Source organism: Streptomyces sp. NBC_01463 (assembly GCA_036227345.1).
Taxonomy (GTDB): Bacteria; Actinomycetota; Actinomycetes; order Streptomycetales; family Streptomycetaceae; genus Streptomyces.
Map to the genome: position 1 here is coordinate 457,789 of CP109468.1, position 18,816 is coordinate 476,604.

The 18,816-nt window shown below is 71.6% G+C and carries 13 protein-coding genes; 9 read left to right on the forward strand and 4 right to left on the reverse strand.

From position 1 onward, the window contains the following. Positions 1-45: 45 nt before the first annotated feature. Both OG521_02070 and OG521_02075 read left to right on the forward strand, forming a co-directional pair. On the forward strand, positions 46-2,004 hold the full coding sequence (locus OG521_02070) for an ABC transporter permease subunit (protein ID WUW19629.1): 1,959 nt from the start codon (positions 46-48) through the stop codon (positions 2,002-2,004). A 1-nt stretch (position 2,005) separates the two neighbouring features. After that, positions 2,006-2,971, forward strand: coding sequence for an ABC transporter substrate-binding protein (locus OG521_02075; GenBank protein WUW19630.1), 966 nt, complete (start codon positions 2,006-2,008; stop codon positions 2,969-2,971). 59 nt (positions 2,972-3,030) lie between these two features. On the opposite strand, the gene OG521_02080 is transcribed toward OG521_02075, so the two are convergent. After that, positions 3,031-5,403, reverse strand: coding sequence for a glycoside hydrolase family 9 protein (locus tag OG521_02080; GenBank protein WUW19631.1), 2,373 nt, complete (start codon positions 5,401-5,403; stop codon positions 3,031-3,033). A gap of 280 nt (positions 5,404-5,683) precedes the next feature. On the opposite strand from OG521_02080, the gene OG521_02085 reads away from it, so the two are divergent. From OG521_02085 to OG521_02100, 4 genes are read left to right on the forward strand one after another with little or no spacing between them, the layout of a single operon-like run. Further along, entirely contained in the window at positions 5,684-7,159 is a 1,476-nt protein-coding gene (locus tag OG521_02085) for an APC family permease (protein WUW19632.1), read from the forward strand. Continuing rightward, positions 7,156-7,593: a hypothetical protein gene (locus OG521_02090; protein ID WUW19633.1), complete on the forward strand. Its 438-nt coding sequence runs from the start codon at positions 7,156-7,158 to the stop codon at positions 7,591-7,593. The genes OG521_02085 and OG521_02090 overlap by 4 nt, the downstream gene beginning before the upstream one ends. Continuing rightward, complete coding sequence (locus OG521_02095) at positions 7,593-8,948, forward strand: dipeptidase (GenBank protein ID WUW19634.1); 1,356 nt, start codon at positions 7,593-7,595, stop codon at positions 8,946-8,948. Before OG521_02090 ends, OG521_02095 begins: the two co-directional genes overlap by 1 nt. 22 nt (positions 8,949-8,970) lie before the next feature. Beyond that, positions 8,971-10,224 (forward strand): threonine/serine exporter family protein, encoded by a 1,254-nt coding sequence (locus OG521_02100; protein ID WUW19635.1) that lies wholly within the window; start codon positions 8,971-8,973, stop codon positions 10,222-10,224. Between the two features lie 19 nt (positions 10,225-10,243). Here the strand turns inward: OG521_02100 and OG521_02105 are convergent, their stop codons facing one another. Beyond that, on the reverse strand, positions 10,244-12,127 hold the full coding sequence (locus OG521_02105) for a SpoIIE family protein phosphatase (GenBank protein ID WUW19636.1): 1,884 nt from the start codon (positions 12,125-12,127) through the stop codon (positions 10,244-10,246). A 217-nt stretch (positions 12,128-12,344) separates the two neighbouring features. Further along, on the reverse strand, positions 12,345-12,506 hold the full coding sequence (locus OG521_02110; GenBank protein ID WUW19637.1) for a hypothetical protein: 162 nt from the start codon (positions 12,504-12,506) through the stop codon (positions 12,345-12,347). A 187-nt stretch (positions 12,507-12,693) separates the two neighbouring features. Here OG521_02110 and OG521_02115 point away from each other — a divergent pair, with 187 nt between their 5' ends. From OG521_02115 to OG521_02125, 3 genes are all read left to right on the forward strand, one after another. After that, positions 12,694-14,352 (forward strand): FAD-dependent oxidoreductase, encoded by a 1,659-nt coding sequence (locus tag OG521_02115; protein ID WUW19638.1) that lies wholly within the window; start codon positions 12,694-12,696, stop codon positions 14,350-14,352. Then, entirely contained in the window at positions 14,349-15,779 is a 1,431-nt protein-coding gene (locus OG521_02120; protein ID WUW19639.1) for an ATP-binding protein, read from the forward strand. The genes OG521_02115 and OG521_02120 overlap by 4 nt, the downstream gene beginning before the upstream one ends. A 138-nt stretch (positions 15,780-15,917) precedes the next feature. Beyond that, on the forward strand, positions 15,918-17,825 hold the full coding sequence (locus OG521_02125) for an ABC transporter ATP-binding protein/permease (protein WUW19640.1): 1,908 nt from the start codon (positions 15,918-15,920) through the stop codon (positions 17,823-17,825). Positions 17,826-17,907: 82 nt separating this feature from the next. On the opposite strand, the gene OG521_02130 is transcribed toward OG521_02125, so the two are convergent. Then, positions 17,908-18,744: a PepSY domain-containing protein gene (locus OG521_02130; protein WUW19641.1), complete on the reverse strand. Its 837-nt coding sequence runs from the start codon at positions 18,742-18,744 to the stop codon at positions 17,908-17,910. Positions 18,745-18,816: the final 72 nt, after the last annotated feature.

Here is an 18,816-nt window from a genome sequence, read left to right on the forward strand (position 1 = left end):
TCGCGCCGCGGCCACCGGGAACGCCCGCCGGGTGCGGTGGTCGATATGACCGCCACCACCACGGCCCCCGCACGCCGCGCCCCGCTCGCCGGGGCCGGGTACGCGGCTTCCCTCGCCCGGCACCGCACCCCGCTCCTGCTGGCCGCCGCCGCCCTGCTGCTGGTGCTCGGCTCCGTCCTCGTCGGCACGGGCCCCTGGCCGGCGAGCCTCACCGTCGACCTCACCGGACCGCTCGGTGACGTCAGCGACTGGATCATCGACCACCGGGACACCCACCCGCTGTTCCTCTACTTCTTCGGGCACATCAGCAACGCCGTCGTCCTCTCGGTCCGCGGCGTCTACCTGGTCCTGCTCGCCGCCGGGTGGGCCGGTGTCACGGCGGCCGCCGGGCTGATCGCCTGGCGGGTCGCGGGCGTCCGGCTCGCGCTGACGGCCGTCGCGTCGTTCCTCGTCTGCGCCCTGCTCGGCATGTGGGTGCCGACCATGCAGACCCTGGCGCTCATGGTCGTCGCGGTCCTCGCGTCGGTGGCGCTCGGGGCGCTCCTCGGACTCGCCGCCGGGCTGTCGGACCGCGTGTTCCGCCTGCTGCGGCCGGTGCTCGACACCATGCAGGTCATGCCGGCGTTCTCCTACCTGCTGCCGGTGGTCCTCGTGTTCGGCATCGGTGTGCCCGCCGCCGTCCTCGCGACCGTCGTGTACGCGGCGCCGCCGATGGCCCGGCTGACGGCCCTCGGACTGCGGAACGCGGACGCGGGTGTGATGGAGGCCGCGGCCTCGCTCGGCGCGACCGGACGGCAGCGGCTGCTGACGGCCCGGCTGCCGCTCGCCCGCAGGGAACTGCTCCTCGGCCTCAACCAGACGATCATGATGGCTCTGTCGATGGCCGTCATCGCCTCGGTGATCGGCGCCGGCGGGCTCGGCGACCGCGTCTACCAGGCGCTCGCCTCCGTCGACGTCGGAGCCGCGCTCACGGCGGGCATCCCCATCGTGCTCCTCGCGGTGGTGCTCGACCGCGTCACCGCCGCGGCGGGCGACCGCATCGGGGCCGCGCCGACCGGGCGGTCCGCCCTGTTCGGCTGGGCCCTCGCGGCGGCCGGGACGGTCGTCGCGGCCGTGGTCGCGCGCCTGGTCTCCGCGACATCCTGGCCGGACGGCTGGACCGCCGACATCGCCCGCCCCGTCAACAAGGCCGTGGGCTGGATGACCGACCACCTCTACTCGGGTGTGCCGGTGATCGGGGGCACCGCGGACTGGGCCGGACGGTTCACCACCTGGGTCCTGGACCCGGTGCGCGACGGACTCCAGTGGCTGCCCTGGTGGGCGGTACTGCTGCTGATCGCCGTGCTCGCCCTGCTGATCGGCACCTGGCGCACCGCGCTGACCGCCGTCCTCGCGATGGCCGCGATCGGGGTCCTCGATGTCTGGGACCCCGCACTCGACACGCTCTCGCAGGTGCTGGCCGGTGTCGCGGTGACCCTGGTGGCCGGCTTCGCCACCGGCATCGCCGCGTCCCGCAGCGCCCGGGTGGAGCGGCTGCTGCGCCCGGTGCTCGACGTGTTCCAGACAATGCCGCAGTTCGTCTATCTCATCCCGGTCGTCGCCCTGTTCGGCGTCGGCCGCGCTCCGGCGGTGGCCGCCGCCGTCATCTACGCGCTGCCCGCCGTCGTGCGGATCACCACCCAGGCGATGAACGGCGTGGACCCCGTCGCCATGGAGTCCTCGCGCTCGCTCGGCGCGACGCGCAGGCAGCAGTTGCTCAAGGTCCAGCTGCCGCTGGCACGCCCGGCTCTGCTCCTCGCCGTCAACCAGGGCGTCGTCCTGGTCCTGGCCGTCGTGGTGATCGGCGGTCTGGTGGGAGGCGGTTCGCTCGGCTACGCCGCCGTGTTCGGCCTCGCCCAGGGTGACCTGGCGACCGGTCTGGTGGCCGGCGCCGCGATCGTCCTCCTCGGCCTGATGCTCGACCGCGTCACCCAGCCGACCCGCCGCTCCGGAAAGGGGGCCTGACATGGCTCGTCCACGTACACCCCTGGTCGCTCTCGCGTCCGCCACGGCCCTGGTCGCCGTGGCCGGCTGCGGCGCGGCGGACATGACCCAGCAGGCCTCGCCGTTCGCCAATGCCCGGGGCGCGAAGACCGTGACCCTGTCCGTGCAGTCGTGGGTGGGGGCCCAGGCCAATGTCGCGGTGGCCGAGTACCTCCTCGAACACGAGCTGGGCTACCGGGTCGACACCGTCCAGATCGACGAGGTGCCGGCCTGGGACGCCCTCAGCCAGGGCCGGGTGGACGCCATCCTGGAGGACTGGGGGCATCCGGAGCAGGAGGACCGGTACGTCAAGGACAAGAAGACGATCCGCCCCGGCGGGGAGCTCGGGGTCACCGGCCACATCGGCTGGTTCGTCCCCACCTACTTCGCCAAGGCGCATCCCGATGTCACCGACTGGCGGAACCTCGACAAGTACGCCGACAGCTTCCGCACCGCGGAGAGCGGCGGCAAGGGCCAGCTGCTGGACGGCTCGCCCTCGTACGTCACCAACGACAAGGCGCTCGTACGGAATCTGGGCCTGGACTACCAGGTCGTCTTCTCGGGTTCCGAGGCGGCGCAGATCACCCAGATCAAGCAGTTCGCCAAGAGCGGCAAACCGTTCCTCACCTACTGGTACAAGCCGCAGTGGCTGTTCGAGCAGGTGCCGATGACGGAGGTGAAACTTCCCGCGTACAAGGAGGGCTGCGACGCCGTACCGGAGAAGGTGGCCTGCGCCTATCCGCACACACCGCTGAAGAAGTACCTCAACGCGAAGTTCGCCGGTGCCGGCGGCAAGGCGGCCGCGTTCCTCAAGAACTTCTCCTGGGGGACGGAGGACCAGAACAAGGTCGCCCTGATGATCGCCGACAAGAAGATGTCGCCGAAGGACGCGGCGAAGAAGTGGGTCGACGAGAACGAGAAGACGTGGCGGGCCTGGATGCCGCGATGACTCCGGCCGCCTGAGAGGGTGCTGTCCCGGCAGCGGACGGGACAGCACCCTCGCGTGCGTCAGCCGCACTCCTTCCCGTTGAGCGTGAAGGCGGCCGGGGGCGCGGCGGGTGCGCCGGTGGCCTGGAAGCCGAAGGAGACGGTGCCGCCCGGCGGGATGCCGGCGTTGTGGGCGGCGCTCCTCACCGTGACCCGGGAACCGCTCTGGGTGGCGGTCGCGTTCCAGGCGTTGGTGACCGCCTCTCCCCCGCCGAAGGCGAAGCCCAGCTGCCAGCCGTCGACCGGCGCGCTCCCGGTGTTGCGCACCGAGACGTCGGCGGTGAACCCGCTGCCCCATGACTGGCTGACCCGGTAGGTGACCGCGCAGGAGCCGGCCGGTCCCGGGGTCCCCGTCGGGTCGGGCGTGGGCGTCGGATCGGGCGTCACGGTCGGATCCGGTGTCGGGTCCGGACCGGTGCCGCCCGGCGCGCTCCCCCACTGCGGCGCCGAGCCCTCCAGCAGCACCATGTGCGGCGCGTCCACCGGCGTGGTGCCAGGGGTCGTCGCCGACGACGGGTAGGACCAGTCGTTCGCCGGGTCCCAGGCGCCGGCCGAGGTGATGCGGAACTGCACCTCCTTGCGGTACGCGGACTGGCCGGCCGGGGCGATGTCCGTACCGGAGCAGTCCACGGTCACGTAGTAGACGTCGCCCGCCTCGTGCGTGGGGCCGGTCACGTCACCGCACTGGTTGTAGTTGGTGGTGAGGCTGATCTGCCCGGGTGTGGTGCCGGATTCCAGCGTGAAGTAGTAGCGCACCGACGCGTCGGTGAGGGCGCGCGCCGGCCACGCGGACCGGTTGACCACGTACGCCTTGACCTCGGTGAAGGTGCTGCCCGCGGCGTTGACCGAGGCCTGGACGGACATCTCGGGTCCGTCCGGTGTCTCCTGCTGCGGGAAGCCGGCGAGCGGGGCGCCGCCGTACTCGCCGTAGAGCCGGGCCAGCGCTCCGGTGAAGGCCGCGTTGTAGTCGGTGGCGACCTCGTTGTTGACGTAGTTCGAGCGGTCGTCGGTGTACGTGTCGTCCGCGGCGCCCGGTCCGCCGACGAGCGCTCCGTACAGCGTGTGCCGGCTCTCCACGGGGCTGTTCATCTGGTCGGTCCACGAGCCGTGGGCCGTGCGGTGGTGCGGCTTGGTCGGCGGGTTGCTGCCGAAGCCGACCATGTAGCTCGACTTGCGCGGGTTGTCGCCCAGCGCGTAGTCGATCTGCCGGACCGCGAAGTCGTGGTAGCGGGTCTTGCGGGTGCTGTCGCCCGTCAGCCAGTCCGAGTAACTCAGCGCCACGAAAGCGGTGTTCGCCGCGTAACGCAGTGATCCCCAGCTGTCCAGCACGGCCTGGCCACCGGGTGAGTAGGCCACCCGCTGTCCGTTGACGCCGACGGTCCACCAGTCGAGCCAGCGGTTGGCGTCGTCGACGTACTTCTGCTTCCCCGTCAGCTGGGCCAGCAGCACATACGCCCCGTAGGAGCTGTCGTCCCAGGAGAGCGTCCAGCGGTAGGAGCGGGTGGTGCTCTGCGGCTCGGTCGAGAGGCTGTCGTAGTACGACTCGGCCTTCGCCAGGTACGCGCTGTCGCCGGTGGCCTTGTACAGCCAGACCGCACCCCAGACCAGCTCGTCGGCGTACCCGCTCCAGGAGTTGTAGTAGGCCTGCGCGTCGGTGATGCAGTCGCTGTACTTCCCCCGGTAGGTGTCCGCGAAGGCGTACAGCTGCTTCGCGTGGGTGAGCAGTTTCGCGGCGTACGCCGGGTCGCTGCCGGCGAACACCATCGACGACGAGGCGAGGGCCGCGGAGGTCTGGCCCGCCAGGTCGGTGCCGGGGCAGGACGCGTCGATCCGGTACGCGGGCCGCGCCATCGGCATCACCTCGGCCGGTCCCCACCACTTGTGGTCGTCCCCGCCGTTGCCGACCTGGCCGTAGAGCACGTTGGGCGAGGGGTGCGCCTTCAGGAGGTAGTCGTCGACGAACCGGAGGTTGTTCCGCAGGTACGGGAGCTGGCCGGACGCGGCGTACGCGTCCTCCTGCTCGACGCCGCCCCAGGCGAGCATCGTGGTGGAGAACGCCATCGGCAGGCCGAACTTGACGTGGTCGCCCGCGTCGTACCAGCCGCCCGTCAGATCCAGTCCCACGTCCTTGCCGTCGTCGAGGGCGGAGTCGCCACGCCAGCCGACCCGGTTGGTGTCCGGGAGCGTGCCCGACTGCTGCGCCTCGTAGAACAGCACCGATTTCTGGAGTGCCTCGCCGTAGTCGAAGGCCGGTGCGGCGGCGGCGTCGCCGGGCGCCGAGAGGGGAAGCAGCAGGCCGGCGCCGAGGGCGAGGACGGTGGCGAGCGCGCCGGGGCGGCGGGGCCGGCGGACGGACGGGCGTCTTCGCCAGGTGGGGAGAGTGAGCGCGCGCAACGGAACATTCCCTTCCGTACGTCGGTGGGGGTGCGTGACCACGCAGGCATGGGAGCGCTCCCATACACGTGCTGCCCATAAAGCCAGCCACCCGAGGGGGTGTCAACAGTTCTGACAGGAACACCTCACGGGGCGACGTCCACCAGGAGCACACCGGCCCACCGCCATCAGTGGTCGTCCGACCACCCGTTCGGGTGACCCCGCGAGCGATCCGGTGCAGTTCGCCGGAAGCTGACGTTTCGAACGCCCCGCATCTGTGGCGTTGCAACCGGAGGTACGCATGAGCGCGATGGACATGCCGGCCGACCTGCCCAAGGAAGCGGCACGACCTGTGGCCAGGGCCCGGCCGGCGGCACCACGACTCAGCTGGCTGACGCTGGCTCTGATGACCACGGCATCGGTGGCGAGCCTGCGGGCGGCGCCCACCATGGCCGTCTACGGGCTCGCCTGTGTCTTCCTCTACCTCATCCCCGCGATCGTGTTCCTGCTCCCGACCGCGCTGGTCTCGGCCGAACTGGCATCGGGCTGGCCGGGCGGTGTGTACCGCTGGGTGAGCGAGGGGCTGTCGAAGCCGCTCGGATTCCTCGCCGTGTGGTGCCAGTTCGCGATGACGATCTTCTACTATCCGAGCCTGCTGGCCTTCGTGGCCTCCACCATCGCCTACGTCATCGATCCGGCCCTGGCCTCCAACGGCCTCTACACCGCGATCGTGATCATGGTGCTGTACTGGACGGGCGTCTGGATCTCCTCACGGGGCACCAAGGCGCTGGCGGGGCTCTCCTCCTGGGGGCTCGTCATCGGGACGCTGATCCCCGGCACCGTGCTGGTCGTGCTGGGCATGGTCTTCCTCGGGCAGGGCAACGGCTCCGCCGCCCCGATGACCTCCTCGCACCTGCTCCCCCAGTGGGCGGGGCTCGCCAGCCTCGTACTGATCGTCAACAACTTCCTGTCGTACTCCGGCATGGAGATGAACGCGGTCCACGTCTCCTCGCTGAAGAACCCGGCGAAGGAGTACCCGAAGTCGATGTTCCTGGCCATGGGCCTGGTCCTGCTGATCTTCATCCTGCCCGCCCTGGCGATCAGCTGGGTGGTGCCGGCGAACCAGCTGAGTCTGACGGCCGGTGTGATGCAGGCGTTCGACGCGTTCTTCGCCCACTTCCACGTCGGCTGGATGACACCGATCGCCGCGGTGATGCTCGTGTCGGCGGCCCTCGGCGGGATGCTGACCTGGCTGGCCGGACCGTCCAAGGGCCTGCTGGAGATCTCCCGCAGCGAGGGCTATCTGCCGCCGTACCTCCAGCGCCTCAACAAGAACGGGATCCAACAGAACATCCTGGTCACCCAGGGCGTGGTGACGACCGTCATCGCGCTCATGTACGCGCTGATCCCGAACGTCTCGAACGTCTACTGGATCTTCTCCACCATCACCACGCAGGTCTACCTGATCGTGTACCTGCTGATGTTCGTGGCCGCCATGCGGCTGCGGAAGACGCAGCCGGACCACCCGCGCGGCTACCGCGTCCCGGCGCTCAACGTACTGTGCGTCGTCGGTCTGCTGGCCTCGGTCGCGGCCCTGGCGATCGGCTTCGTGCCGCCCTCGCAGTTCGGCGGCGGAAGCGTCGGCGTGTACGTCGCGATCATCGGCGGCGGTCTGGTCATCCTCGGTCTGTTGGTCCCGTATCTGTTCCTGCGGCTGCGCAAGCCCAGCTGGCGCACCACGGCGGCCGACCCGGCCGGTGAGGAGGCCACGTCATGAGCCCCACCCGATTCGCCTCGGAGCACCGCTGGCTGTACATCGGCGCGATCGTGCTGCTGGTGGCTCTCGCCGTCGTCGGCGTCATCCGGTACGAGAACGTCGAGACCGACAACCAGGCGACGAAGAAGGCCGAACAGCTCGCGGACGCGGCCGAGGACGCCGGGCTCCCCCGCCCTGACGTGAACAACCTCAAGCAGGCCCTGGGCAACGACGGCGGCCAGGTCTGCGACAAGCCCGGCTCCGCGCTCAACACCGCGCTGTGGAAGATCAACCTGGGCAACGGGGCGACCGGCCCCGGCATGCGCCCCGTGATCGCGGACACCGAGGCGGTCCGGGCGGAGGCCAAAATCCTGGAGATCTACTGCCCGGACAAGCTGCACAAGATCCAGGACAAGATCGACGACCTCAAGACCGACGACACTGTGAGGCGCTGATGAGCACCGACGGACTCGCGGGCCGCATCGCCGCGCTGATGCCCCGTGCCCAGGCCGATCTGACCGAGCTGGTGTCCATCCCGTCGGTCGCCGACGCCCGCCAGTACCCGCCCGAGGAGTGCCGCCGGGCCGCCCAGTGGGTGGCCGACGCCTTCACCGAGGCCGGGCTGCAGGACGTACACCTCGTCGAGACACCGGACGGCAGCAACGCGGTGATCGGTCACCGCCCGCCCCCGCCGGGCGCCCCGACCGTGCTCCTGTACTGCCATTACGACGTACAGCCGCCGCTGGACGACGACGCGTGGACCACACCGCCCTTCGCCCTGACCGAACGGGACGGCCGCTGGTACGGGCGCGGCACGGCCGACTGCAAGGGCAACATCGTCATGCACCTCACCGCCCTGCGGGCGCTGGGCGACGACATTCCGGTGGGGCTGAAGTTCGTGGCGGAGGGTTCGGAGGAACAGGGCACCGGCGGCCTGGAGCAGTACGTCGACGCCCACCGCGACCTGTTCACGGCCGACGCCCTGCTGGTGTGCGACACCGGGAACGCGGCGGTGGGTGTCGGGACCGCCACCACCTCCCTTCGCGGGCTGGTGAATGTCGTGGTGACGGTCGACACCCTGGCCGGTGAGATCCACTCCGGCATGTTCGGCGGTCCCGCCCCCGACGCGCTCGCCGCTCTCGTCCAGCTGTTGTCCACGCTGCGCGACCCGGAGTCGGGCGCGACGCGGATCGACGGCCTGGACGCCTCGGGGAGCTGGGAGGGCGCCGGCTACGACGAGCAGCAGTTCCGTGCCGACGCCGGTGTACTGGACGGTGTGCCCCTCACCGGAACCGGCAGCGTCGCCGACCGGCTGTGGGCCCGGCCGGCCGTCACCGTCCTCGGCATCGACTGCCCGCCCGTGGTGGGTTCGGCTGCCGCGGTGCCACCGAAGGCCGCGGCCCGGGTCAGTCTGCGCATCCCGCCCGGCACCGACGCGGACGCCGCCCGGACCGCGCTCACCGGCCACCTCACGGAACGGGCGCCGTGGGGGGTGCGGGTGAAGGTGGAGCCGGAGTCCACCGGCTCGCCGTTCCGCGCGGCCACGGACGGTGCCGCGTACGGGGCGCTCGGCGATGCGATGCGCACGGTGTACGGCAAGCCGATGACGTTCCTGGGCCAGGGCGGGTCCATCCCCCTCTGCAATGTCCTCGCGGACGCCTATCCGTCGGCCGAGATCATCCTGATGGGCGTCGAGGAACCGCAGTGCCTCATCCACGCCCCGAACGAGAGCGTGGACCCCACCGAGATCGAGCACATGGCGCATGTGGAGGCCCTGTTCCTCCACGCGTACGCCCGGGCCCACCGCTGAGTCCGGTGGCGGGGCGAGAGGGATGACCGAGGGGCCGCCGGACGTCGTGCGGGAGACCGGGCACGACGACCTGGCCGGCTTCCTCGGCCGGCTCACCCGGCTGATGCTCGGCTCCAGCGGCGAGGGGGCCGAGCAGATCGAGGGGGCCGTCACCGCGGTGGCCCGGGGACTCGGCGGCACGGCGACCCTGGCCGTGCTCCCGGATGCCGCCACCGTCGCCGTGACCTCGCACGGCCGGAGCTCCACGGTGGTGGTGCGGGCCTTTCCCGAGGTCTTCCGGATGGACCGGATGGCAGCGCTCAAACCGTTCCTGCACGAGGTGGCGGCCGGCCGGCTGGACGTGGCGCAGGCCGACCGCCGCCTCACCGCCATCACCTCGTCCCCTCTCCCGTATCCCTGGTGGGCGAAGCTGATCGGCATCGTCCTGTTCTCGGTCGGCTTCGCGCCGTTGATGCAGCCGACCTGGTACGAGGTGGGCAGCACCGCGGTCCTGGCGACGGTCGCCGCGTGCCTGGTCGTCGCGGCGGACCGGCTGCCGCGGCTGGCCAAGGTGCTGCCGCTGGTCGTCGCGGTGACCGTCTCCGTGCTCACGCTGGAGGTGTTCGCGCGGACCGGCGCGCACGGCGGTCCGGTCCTGCTCATGCTGCCGGCGCTGTTCTTCTTCGTGCCCGGTGACTACCTGAGCGCGGCGGCGGCCGAACTCGCGGCCGGATACCTCACCACGGGTGCCATCCGCCTCGTCTACGCCGTGGCCCTGCTCGTCCAGCTGTTCGTGGGGGTGGTGCTGGGTCTGGTGATCACGGGACGTCCCCGGGAGGCTCTGTTCGACGTCGCCGCGCAGGGTGATCTGCCGCGCTGGGCGCTGTTCCTGGGCTGGATCGTCTTCACGGTCGGCACGCTGCTGGCCTTCGCCGTGCCGGCGGGGATGTTCGGCAGGCTGCTGGTCCTGGTGTACGTGACGGTGGGGGTCCAGTCGGGCTTCACCGTGCTGCTCGGGAACCTGGGCGGCACGTTCGCCGCAGCTGTCGTGCTGGGCGCGGCCACCACCTGGCTCGCGCGCCGCCCGGACCAGCCACCGCGCATCATTCTCGTGCTCCCGGGCTTCTTCACGCTGACGGTCGGTTCGCTGGGGATGCGCGGTCTGACGGCACTGGCGGGCGGCGACACCGTCGAGGGGTTCCGCGATCTCACCGAACTCGTGACCCTCGTGACGGCGATCGCCGCGGGGCTCCTGGTGGGTGCGGTGGCGGCCCAGCGGCCCGGCCGGGCCGGCTGACCGGCCCGGCCGTACGGAGTCAGTCCGCCGCCGCGGTGTCGCCGGCGTCCGCCGGGGGCACTTCGGCGAGCGCGAACCAGGCCGTCTTGCCTTCGGGTTCGGGGCGCACGCCCCACTGGTCGGCCAGGATGTCGAGCAGCATCAGCCCCCGCCCGGACGAGGCGAGTTCACCGGGGGCGCGCTGGTGGGGCAGTTCGTCGCCGCGGTCCATCACCTCGACGAGGAGCCGGCGCCGGCCGGCCTCGCCGGTGACGTACGCGTTGAGGGCGCCGTCCTGGTCGGTGTGGACGAGGACGTTGCCGAGGAGCTCGGTCGCCAGGAGCACCGCGGTGTCCACCTGGTCCGGCCGTGCCCAGTCGTGCAGCAGGGCCTTCAGCTCGGCCCGGGCCTCGGCCAGTCCCTCGGCCTGGTGCTGGCCCACGGTCAGCATCAGCCTGCGGGGGCTGACCTCTGCCCGCGGCTGTCCGGAGTCACGGCGCAGGAGCAACAGGGCGATGTCGTCGCCGTCGCGTGTGGTGGCGCCGCCCTCGGCCCCCGGTCCGGGGCTGAGCACGGCGGACATCAGCCGGTCGGCCATGCCCTCGAGGTCGTCGACGGGGCCGGGCGAGAACGCGTCGCGTACCCGCACCCAGCCGGTGTACATGTCGTGGCCGCCGTTCTCGATCAGCCCGTCCGTGCACAGCATCAGGATCTCGTCGTCGTGCAGCCGCACGATGTCGACGGGGTAGTCCTCCTCGCCGGGCATCAGGCCGAGCGGCAGGCCGCCGCTGATGTGTTTGATCAGGCAGGTGCCGTCCGGGGTGCGCAGGACGGGGTGCGGGTGTCCGGCCCGGGCGATGTGCAGGTCGCCGGTGGACGGGTCGGCCTCGATGTAGAGGCAGGTGGCGAACCGGTCCTCGTCGAGGGTGGTGAGGAAGCGCGAGGCCCTGGCGAGGACGGCGTCCGGGCCGTGTCCCTCGGCGGCGTAGGCGTGCACGGCGGTACGCAGCTGGGCCATCAGCCCCGCGGCGTGCACGTCGTGTCCCTGCACGTCGCCGATGACCAGGGCGAGGCGTCCGTTGGGCAGGTCGATGCTGTCGTACCAGTCCCCGCCGACCATGAGCCCTCCCCCGGTCGGCACATAGCGCGTCGCCACGCTCAGTCCGGTCAGGGCGGGGCCCGCGGTGCGCATGCTGCGGCGCAGTCCGCGGGAGAGTTCCAGCTCCGCCCTGCTGGCGCGGGCGCGTTCGAGTACCTGGGCGAGCATCCGTCCGGTCATGGTCAGCAGGGCGCGTTCGGCGGCGGTGAAGGCGACGGGGGAACGGAAGGCGGTCAGCCAGACGCCGGTCACCCGCCCGGCGGTCACCAGCGGCAGGAAGGCCCATGCCTCGCGTTTCTTGCGGGCGGAGAGGTGCCAGGTGGCCGGGAAGCGGCGGCGGTACTCGTCCGTGGAGGACAGATAGACGGCGCGTCCGGTTCTGGCCACCTCGGCGGCCGGGTAGCCGGCCGTCAGCGTCATCCGGAAGCCGCGGTCGGCGCCGCCGGGGCGGAAGCCGTACTGCCCCAGCACGTTCAGGTTTCCCTCGCCGATGCCGAACACGCACTGGCCGTCCAGCGGGAAGTCGGGGGCGTACAGCGCTGCCACCAGCTTCAGTGCCTCGTCGAGCGAGTCGGCCGCGGCGACGGCGTGTCCGGCGGAGAGCAGCAGGGAGTCGCGGCGCCTGCCGTCCTCACCCGTGGGTCCGGACCGGCCAGGACCCGATGGTTCCTGCCCGTCCGGGGAGCCGGGGCGGGGTGTCTCCATCCGGTTCAGGGCGTCGATCTGGCCCAGCTCGGCATCGAGTGCGTCCGGCGGCGGATCGTCCCGTTCACCACCCATCCGGCATCCCTTCGTCCCGATGTCGTCGCCGACTGTTCGTTCCATGCTCCGACGGGAGAGCCGGGACCGCAGTACGAGACGTCGTGACGGCGGCGGGGCACGGGGTCGTGTGCCCCGCCGCCGCACGGGAGGTCAGGGGGCCGGCGGGGGTGCGCCGGCGGGTGCCGACAGGCCCGGCGGGCGTCGGGGAAGGGTGCCGCCGACGCGGTGCGGGGGCGCTGTCAGGCCGGGGACGGGGGTTCCCCCGCGCGAGCGGTCCGGGCTACCGGTACGCCGCCGACCTGCGCACATCGCTGAAGTCGATGGCCCGGTCGGCCTCGCGCAGCGTCTCCTCAGCCACCCGGCGCACCTCCGCCGGCACATCCCCGTGTTCTTCCACGAGTCCGGCGTAGATCGGTGCCTCGGTACTGTCGGTGAAACTCACGTCGCACTGCCTCAATCGATTGTGTATGCCATGGTTCGGCCGGAAACAGGGGCCGATTCTACGTGGTCCGCGATCTCCGCCGCGGAGGGCACCGGGTAGTGGGCACGCACCCCGGCCGGCCTGCGGTTCTGTCCGGACTCCGATCTTCGGCCGACGTTTCGCCGTCCTTGCGGGAATGATGGGCACCATGGCGAATCCGACCATCCTGACCGTCGACGACGACCCGGCGGTCTCCCGCGCCGTCGCCCGCGACCTGCGGCGCCAGTACGGCGAGCGCTACCGCATCGTGCGGTCGCTCTCCGGCAGTGACGCCCTCGACGCGTTGCGCGAGATCAAACTGCGCGGCGACCGGCTGGCCGTCCTGCTCGCCGACTACCGCATGCCGCACATGAACGGCATCGAGTTCCTGGAAGCGGCGATGGATCTGTTCCCGCTCGCCCGCCGGGTGCTGCTGACCGCGTACTCGGACACCGAGGCGGCGATCGACGCGATCAACGTGGTGGACCTGGACCACTACCTCCTCAAGCCGTGGAGCCCGCCGGAGGAGCATCTGTACCCGGTGATCGACGGCCTGCTGGAGACCTGGCACGCCATTCCCGATCCGGGCGAGACGCAGACCCGGGTGGTGGGGCACCGCTGGTCGGCGCCGTCGTTCGCGGTCCGTGACTTCCTGACCCGCAATCTGGTCCCCTACCGCTGGCTGCTGTCCGACGAGCCGGAGGGGCAGGGGCTGCTCGCCGCGGCCGGGCTCTCTGCGGCGGACGTCCCGGTGGTCGTCACCCCGGACGGGAAGCCGCTGGTCTCCCCCACCGAGCAGGAGCTGGCCGCGCAGGTCGGCCTCAGCACGGTGCCGTCCTCGGACTTCTACGACCTGGTGGTGGTCGGCGGCGGGCCCGCGGGCCTGGGGGCGGCCGTGTACGGCGCGTCGGAGGGGCTGCGGACGGTCCTGGTGGAGGAGCGGGCGACCGGCGGTCAGGCCGGGCAGAGCAGCCGGATCGAGAACTACCTCGGCTTCCCGGACGGTGTCTCCGGCTCCCAGCTCACCGACCGGGCCCGCCGGCAGGCGCTGAAGTTCGGGGCGGAGATCCTGAGCGCGCAGCGGGCGGTCGCCCTGGAGGCGGCCGGGGCGGGCCGGGTCCTGCGGCTCGGCCCCGAGAGCTCGATCGCCGCGCACACGGTGGTGCTGGCGACCGGGGTCTCCTACCGGCTGCTGACCGCGCCCGGGCTGGCGGAGTTCGCCGGTGCGGGGGTGTTCTACGGCTCCGCCGTCACGGAGGCGCCGAGCTGTTCGGGCGAGGACGTGTACATCGTCGGCGGGGCCAACTCCGCGGGCCAGGCGGCGGTGCACTTCTCGCGCTACGCGCGGCGGGTCCACATCCTGATCCGCCAGGGCGATCTGGCCCGCTCCATGTCCAGCTACCTGATCGACCAGATCAACGGCATCGACACCATCGAGGTCCATCCGTGGACGGAGGTGAGCGCCGGTGCGGGCGACGGGCATCTGCAGGAGCTCACCTTGCGCGACAGCCGGTCGGGCACGGAGCGCGCCGTACCGGCCTCGTGGCTGTTCGTCTTCATCGGGGCCGAACCGCGTACGCAGTGGCTGGAGGGCGTCGTCACGCGCGACGCACGGGGGTTCGTCGTGACCGGTCCCGATCTGGTGGCCGGGGGCGGGCGTCCGGCCGGCTGGCGGCTGCCGCGCGATCCGTACCACCTGGAGTCGAGCGTGCCGGGTGTCTTCGCGGCGGGGGACGTGCGTTCCTCGTCGGTGAAGCGCGTGGCGTCGGCCGTCGGCGAGGGAGCCATGGCGGTCTCCCTGGTGCACCGCTATCTGGAGGCGCAGTGAGCGAGTCGGACCGGCTGTCGCCGGAGCGGTTGCGGACCCTGTTCCTGTTCGAGGAGCTCAGTGAGGAGCAGCTGGGCTGGCTGGCGGAGCGCGGCCGCACCGAACAGCGTCCGGCGGGTGAGGCTGTGTACGAGGAGGGCGAGGCCGCCACGTGCTTCTTCGTACTGCTCGGCGGGGCGATCGCGCTGAGCCGGGTGCTGCACGGCGACGACGTGGAGGTCAGCCGGACGGATCAGCGCGGGGTGTACGCCGGTGCGACCCGGTCCTATCTGGGCGACCGGGTCGAGCAGCGGTACGCGCACACGCTGCGGGCGGTCACGGACGCCGAGTTCTTCGTGCTGCCGGCCGAGGAGTTCGCGTACGCGGTGCGGACCTGGTTCCCGATGGCGCTGCATCTGCTGGAGGGGCTGTTCTTCGGTTCGCGGGCCGCCAACGCGATCGTCAACGAGCGGGAACGCCTGCTGGCGCTGGCCTCGCTGTCGGCGGGGCTCACGCATGAGCTGAACAACCCGGCGGCGGCCGCGGTGCGGGCCACCGCCGCGCTGCGGGAGCGGGTGACCGGGATGCGGCACAAGCTCGCCATGATCGCCGACGGCCGGCTGGACGGTTCCGAACTGCACCGTCTCGTCGAGCTGCAGGACGACGCGGTGCGACGCGCGGGCGAGGCCGACGCGCTGCCCGCTCTCGCCGCCGCCGACGCCGAGGACGCGGTCGGCGACTGGCTGCAGGAGCACGGGGTGGCGGGCGGCTGGGAGCTGGCCCCCACCCTGGTCTCCGCCGGCATCGGCGTCCCGTGGCTGGACGCGGCCGCCACCACCGTCGGCGCGGACAATCTCGTCCCTACGGTGCGCTGGCTGGCGTACACCGTGGACACGGAGCTGCTGATGGGCGAGATCGACGACGCGGTGACGCGTATCTCCGGCCTGGTGGGCGCCGCCCAGCAGTACGCCCAGCTGGACCGGGCACCCCAGCAGACCGTCGACGTGCACACCCTGCTGGACGCGACCCTGACGATGCTCCAGGCGAAGATCCCGGCCGGGGTGCGGGTGGTCAGGGAGTACGACCGCGAGCTGCCGCCCGTGTCCGCGTACGGGGCCGAACTCAACCAGGTGTGGACGAACCTGATCGTCAACGCGTTCGACGCGATGCCCGACGGGGGCACGCTGACCCTGCGGACCTGGCGGGCCGAGGACCGGCTGTTCGTCGAGGTCGCGGACACCGGCACGGGTATTCCGGACGCGATCAGGCCCCGGATCTTCGAGCCGTTCTTCACCACGAAGCCGGTCGGTGAGGGCACGGGTCTCGGCCTGGACATCTCGTACCGCATCGTCGTCAACAAGCACCGCGGGGACATCCGGGTCACCTCCGAGCCGGGAGACACGCGTTTCACGGTCTGCCTGCCGATCGGGCCGCCCGAGGAGGCGTGAGATCCTGCGCCGGGCATGGTGCGGCCGGAAAGCAGTTGACCTCAAGTCCGCTTGAGCTCCTAGCGTTCTGTCTGCGCCCCCGGTCCGCGTCCGGCCACCGGGAGCCGCGTCGGCTTTTTCGCACCCCGGAGGCACCGCATGAGTATGGAAGTCACCGCTTGGTCATCGCTGCACAGCGCGATGAACGCCCAACAGGACCGCAGACCCTTCTCCCGGGCCACCCTGCGCCGGATCGCCGACTTCGCCCGGCCCCGCCGCCGCCAGCTCCTGCGCTTCCTGCTGCTGAGCATCGTGATGGCTCTGCTGGCGGTGGCCACGCCGGTGCTGGCCGGCCATGTCGTCGACGCGATCGTGCAGGGCAAGGACAGCGGCACCGTGACCCGGCTCGCGCTGCTGATCGCCGTGATCGCGGTGGCGGAGGCGGGTCTCGGCCTGCTGACCCGGCTGCTGTCGGCGACGCTCGGTGAGGGTCTGATCCTGGACCTGCGGACCGCGGTCTTCGACCATGTCCAGCGGATGCCGGTCGCGTTCTTCACCCGGACCCGGACCGGCGCCCTGGTGAGCCGGCTCAACAACGACGTGATCGGGGCGCAGCGGGCGTTCAGCAACACCCTGTCCGGGGTGGTCTCCAATCTGGTGACGCTGCTGCTGACCCTGGCGGTGATGCTGACCATCTCGTGGCAGATCACCCTGCTCGCGCTGGTCCTGCTGCCGGTCTTCGTGGTACCCGCCCGCCGGATGGGCTCCCGGATGGCGCGGATGCAGCGCGAGGCGGCCGCTCACAACGCCGCGATGGGCACGCAGATGACCGAGCGCTTCTCCGCCCCCGGTGCCACGCTCGTCAAGCTCTTCGGCCGGCCCGCCGACGAGTCCGCGGAGTTCGCCGCCCGAGCGAGCCGGGTCCGTGACATCGGTATCCGTACGGCCATGGCGCAGTCCACGTTCATCACGGCGCTCACCCTGGTGTCCGCGCTGGCGCTGGCGCTGGTCTACGGACTCGGCGGCTACTACGCCCTCCGCGGCAGTCTGGAACCGGGCGCGGTCGTCTCCCTCGCCCTGCTGCTGACCCGGCTGTACGCGCCGCTGACGGCGCTGGCCGGTGCCCGGGTGGAGGTGATGAGCGCGCTGGTGAGCTTCGAGCGGGTCTTCGAGATCCTGGACCTGAAGCCGCTGATCGCCGAGAAGCCGGACGCCCGGAAGGTCCCGGAGGGTCCGGTGTCCGTCGAGTTCGACGGTGTCTCGTTCGGCTACCCCTCCGCCGACAAGGTCTCGCTCGCCTCCCTGGAGGAGGTCGCTACGCTCGATTCGCGTGGCGGGACGGAGGTCCTGCACGAGGTCTCCTTCCGCGCCGAACCCGGCCGGATGATCGCGCTGGTCGGCTCGTCCGGCGCGGGGAAGTCGACGATCGCGCAGCTGCTGCCGCGGCTGTACGACGCCGATGCGGGTGCGGTGCGGCTGGGCGGCGTGGACGTACGCGATCTGACGGCCGAGTCGATCCGCGAGACGCTCGGCATGGTCACCCAGGACGGGCACCTCTTCCATGAGTCGGTGCGCGCCAATCTGACCCTGGCCAGGCCCGGGGCCGGCGAGGACGAGATCTGGGACGCGCTGCGGCGCTCCCGGCTGGACGGTCTGGTGGCCTCGCTGCCCGACGGGCTCGACACGGTCGTGGGCGAGCGCGGTTACCGGCTCTCCGGCGGTGAGCGGCAACGGCTGACGATCGCCCGGCTGCTGCTGGCCCGCCAGCGTGTGGTGATCCTCGACGAGGCGACCGCGCACCTCGACTCCACGTCGGAGGCCGCGGTGCAGGAGGCTCTGGCCGAGGCGCTGGAGGGACGCACCGCGGTGGTGATCGCCCACCGTCTGTCGACGGTTCGGGCGGCCGATCTGATCCTCGTCATCGAGGAGGGCCGGGTGGTCGAGCGCGGGACCCACACGGAGCTGCTGGCTGCGGGCGGCCGGTACGAGGAGCTGTACCGGACGCAGTTCGACGCGCCGGCGGTGGCGGACGGGGCAGAGGACGGGGCACACGCGAAGTCCCTCTGAGTCCTGGGTGGTGCGGCACGCAGAGGAATGCCCCCGGTCCGTGCGAACCGGGGGCATTCGTGCGTGCGGTCTGCGGGGACGGTCAGTCGGTGTCGGTCTCCTCGGCGGTGACGGCACCGGTGGCGGCGTCGATGCCGACCGTGGTCTCGTTCCACGCCTTGTCGACCACATCCACGGACCAGACCAGGACGTTCTTGTCGTTGTCGTCCAGGTCGAGGGAGGTGACGGTGCCCTTCTTCTTGTCCGTGGCGGCCTTCGCCGCCTGCTGCGCGGTCTGCTTGGCCCCTGCCATCCGGTCGGCCAGCTTGCTCTTCTCCTCGGCGTCCTGACCGGGGTCCTCGGTGGACTGGATCACCTTGCCGGAGACGGCGTCGACGCGGACGTTGTGCTCGGTGCCGTCCTTGGCGACGACGACCGCGACCCACTCCGGGCCGGTGGCGGCCGGCGAGGCACTGGGCGAGGCGCTGGGCGAGGCGCTGGTGCCGCTCGGGGACGGGCTCGTGCTGGCGCTCGCGCTGGGCGAGGCGCTCTCGTCGCGGTCGGTGTCGTCGTCCGACTCCCCCGGTCCGCGCAGGTCGAGTTCCATCACCTTGCTGCCCGCGACGGCGCCCTCGGCCGTGGTGACGGCCTTGTCGAACGTGATCTTCGCGGCGCCGAGCAGGGTCTTGCGGTCCTTCTGGTCCTCGGTCAGCGTGGCAGTCGGCGACGCGCTCTTGCTCGCACCGGACGACGGGGTGGTCGTCCGCTCCGGGACGGCGCGCGCCGCTTCCGAGGTAGCCGTGCCCGTCGACGTGCCGCCGCTGTCCTGGCCGCAGCCGGTCAGCAGCGCCGCGGCCAGCAGCACGCCGGCGGCGCCGGCCGCGCGGAGGCGGTGGGTACGGAGGAAGCCGGTGTTCTTCGGTGAGGGTTCACATGTCATGCCGGCATGCCTAACCGCCGCACCGTCCCGGCATGACGTCCCACCGCCCGGAGTCACCCGATCAACCACGAA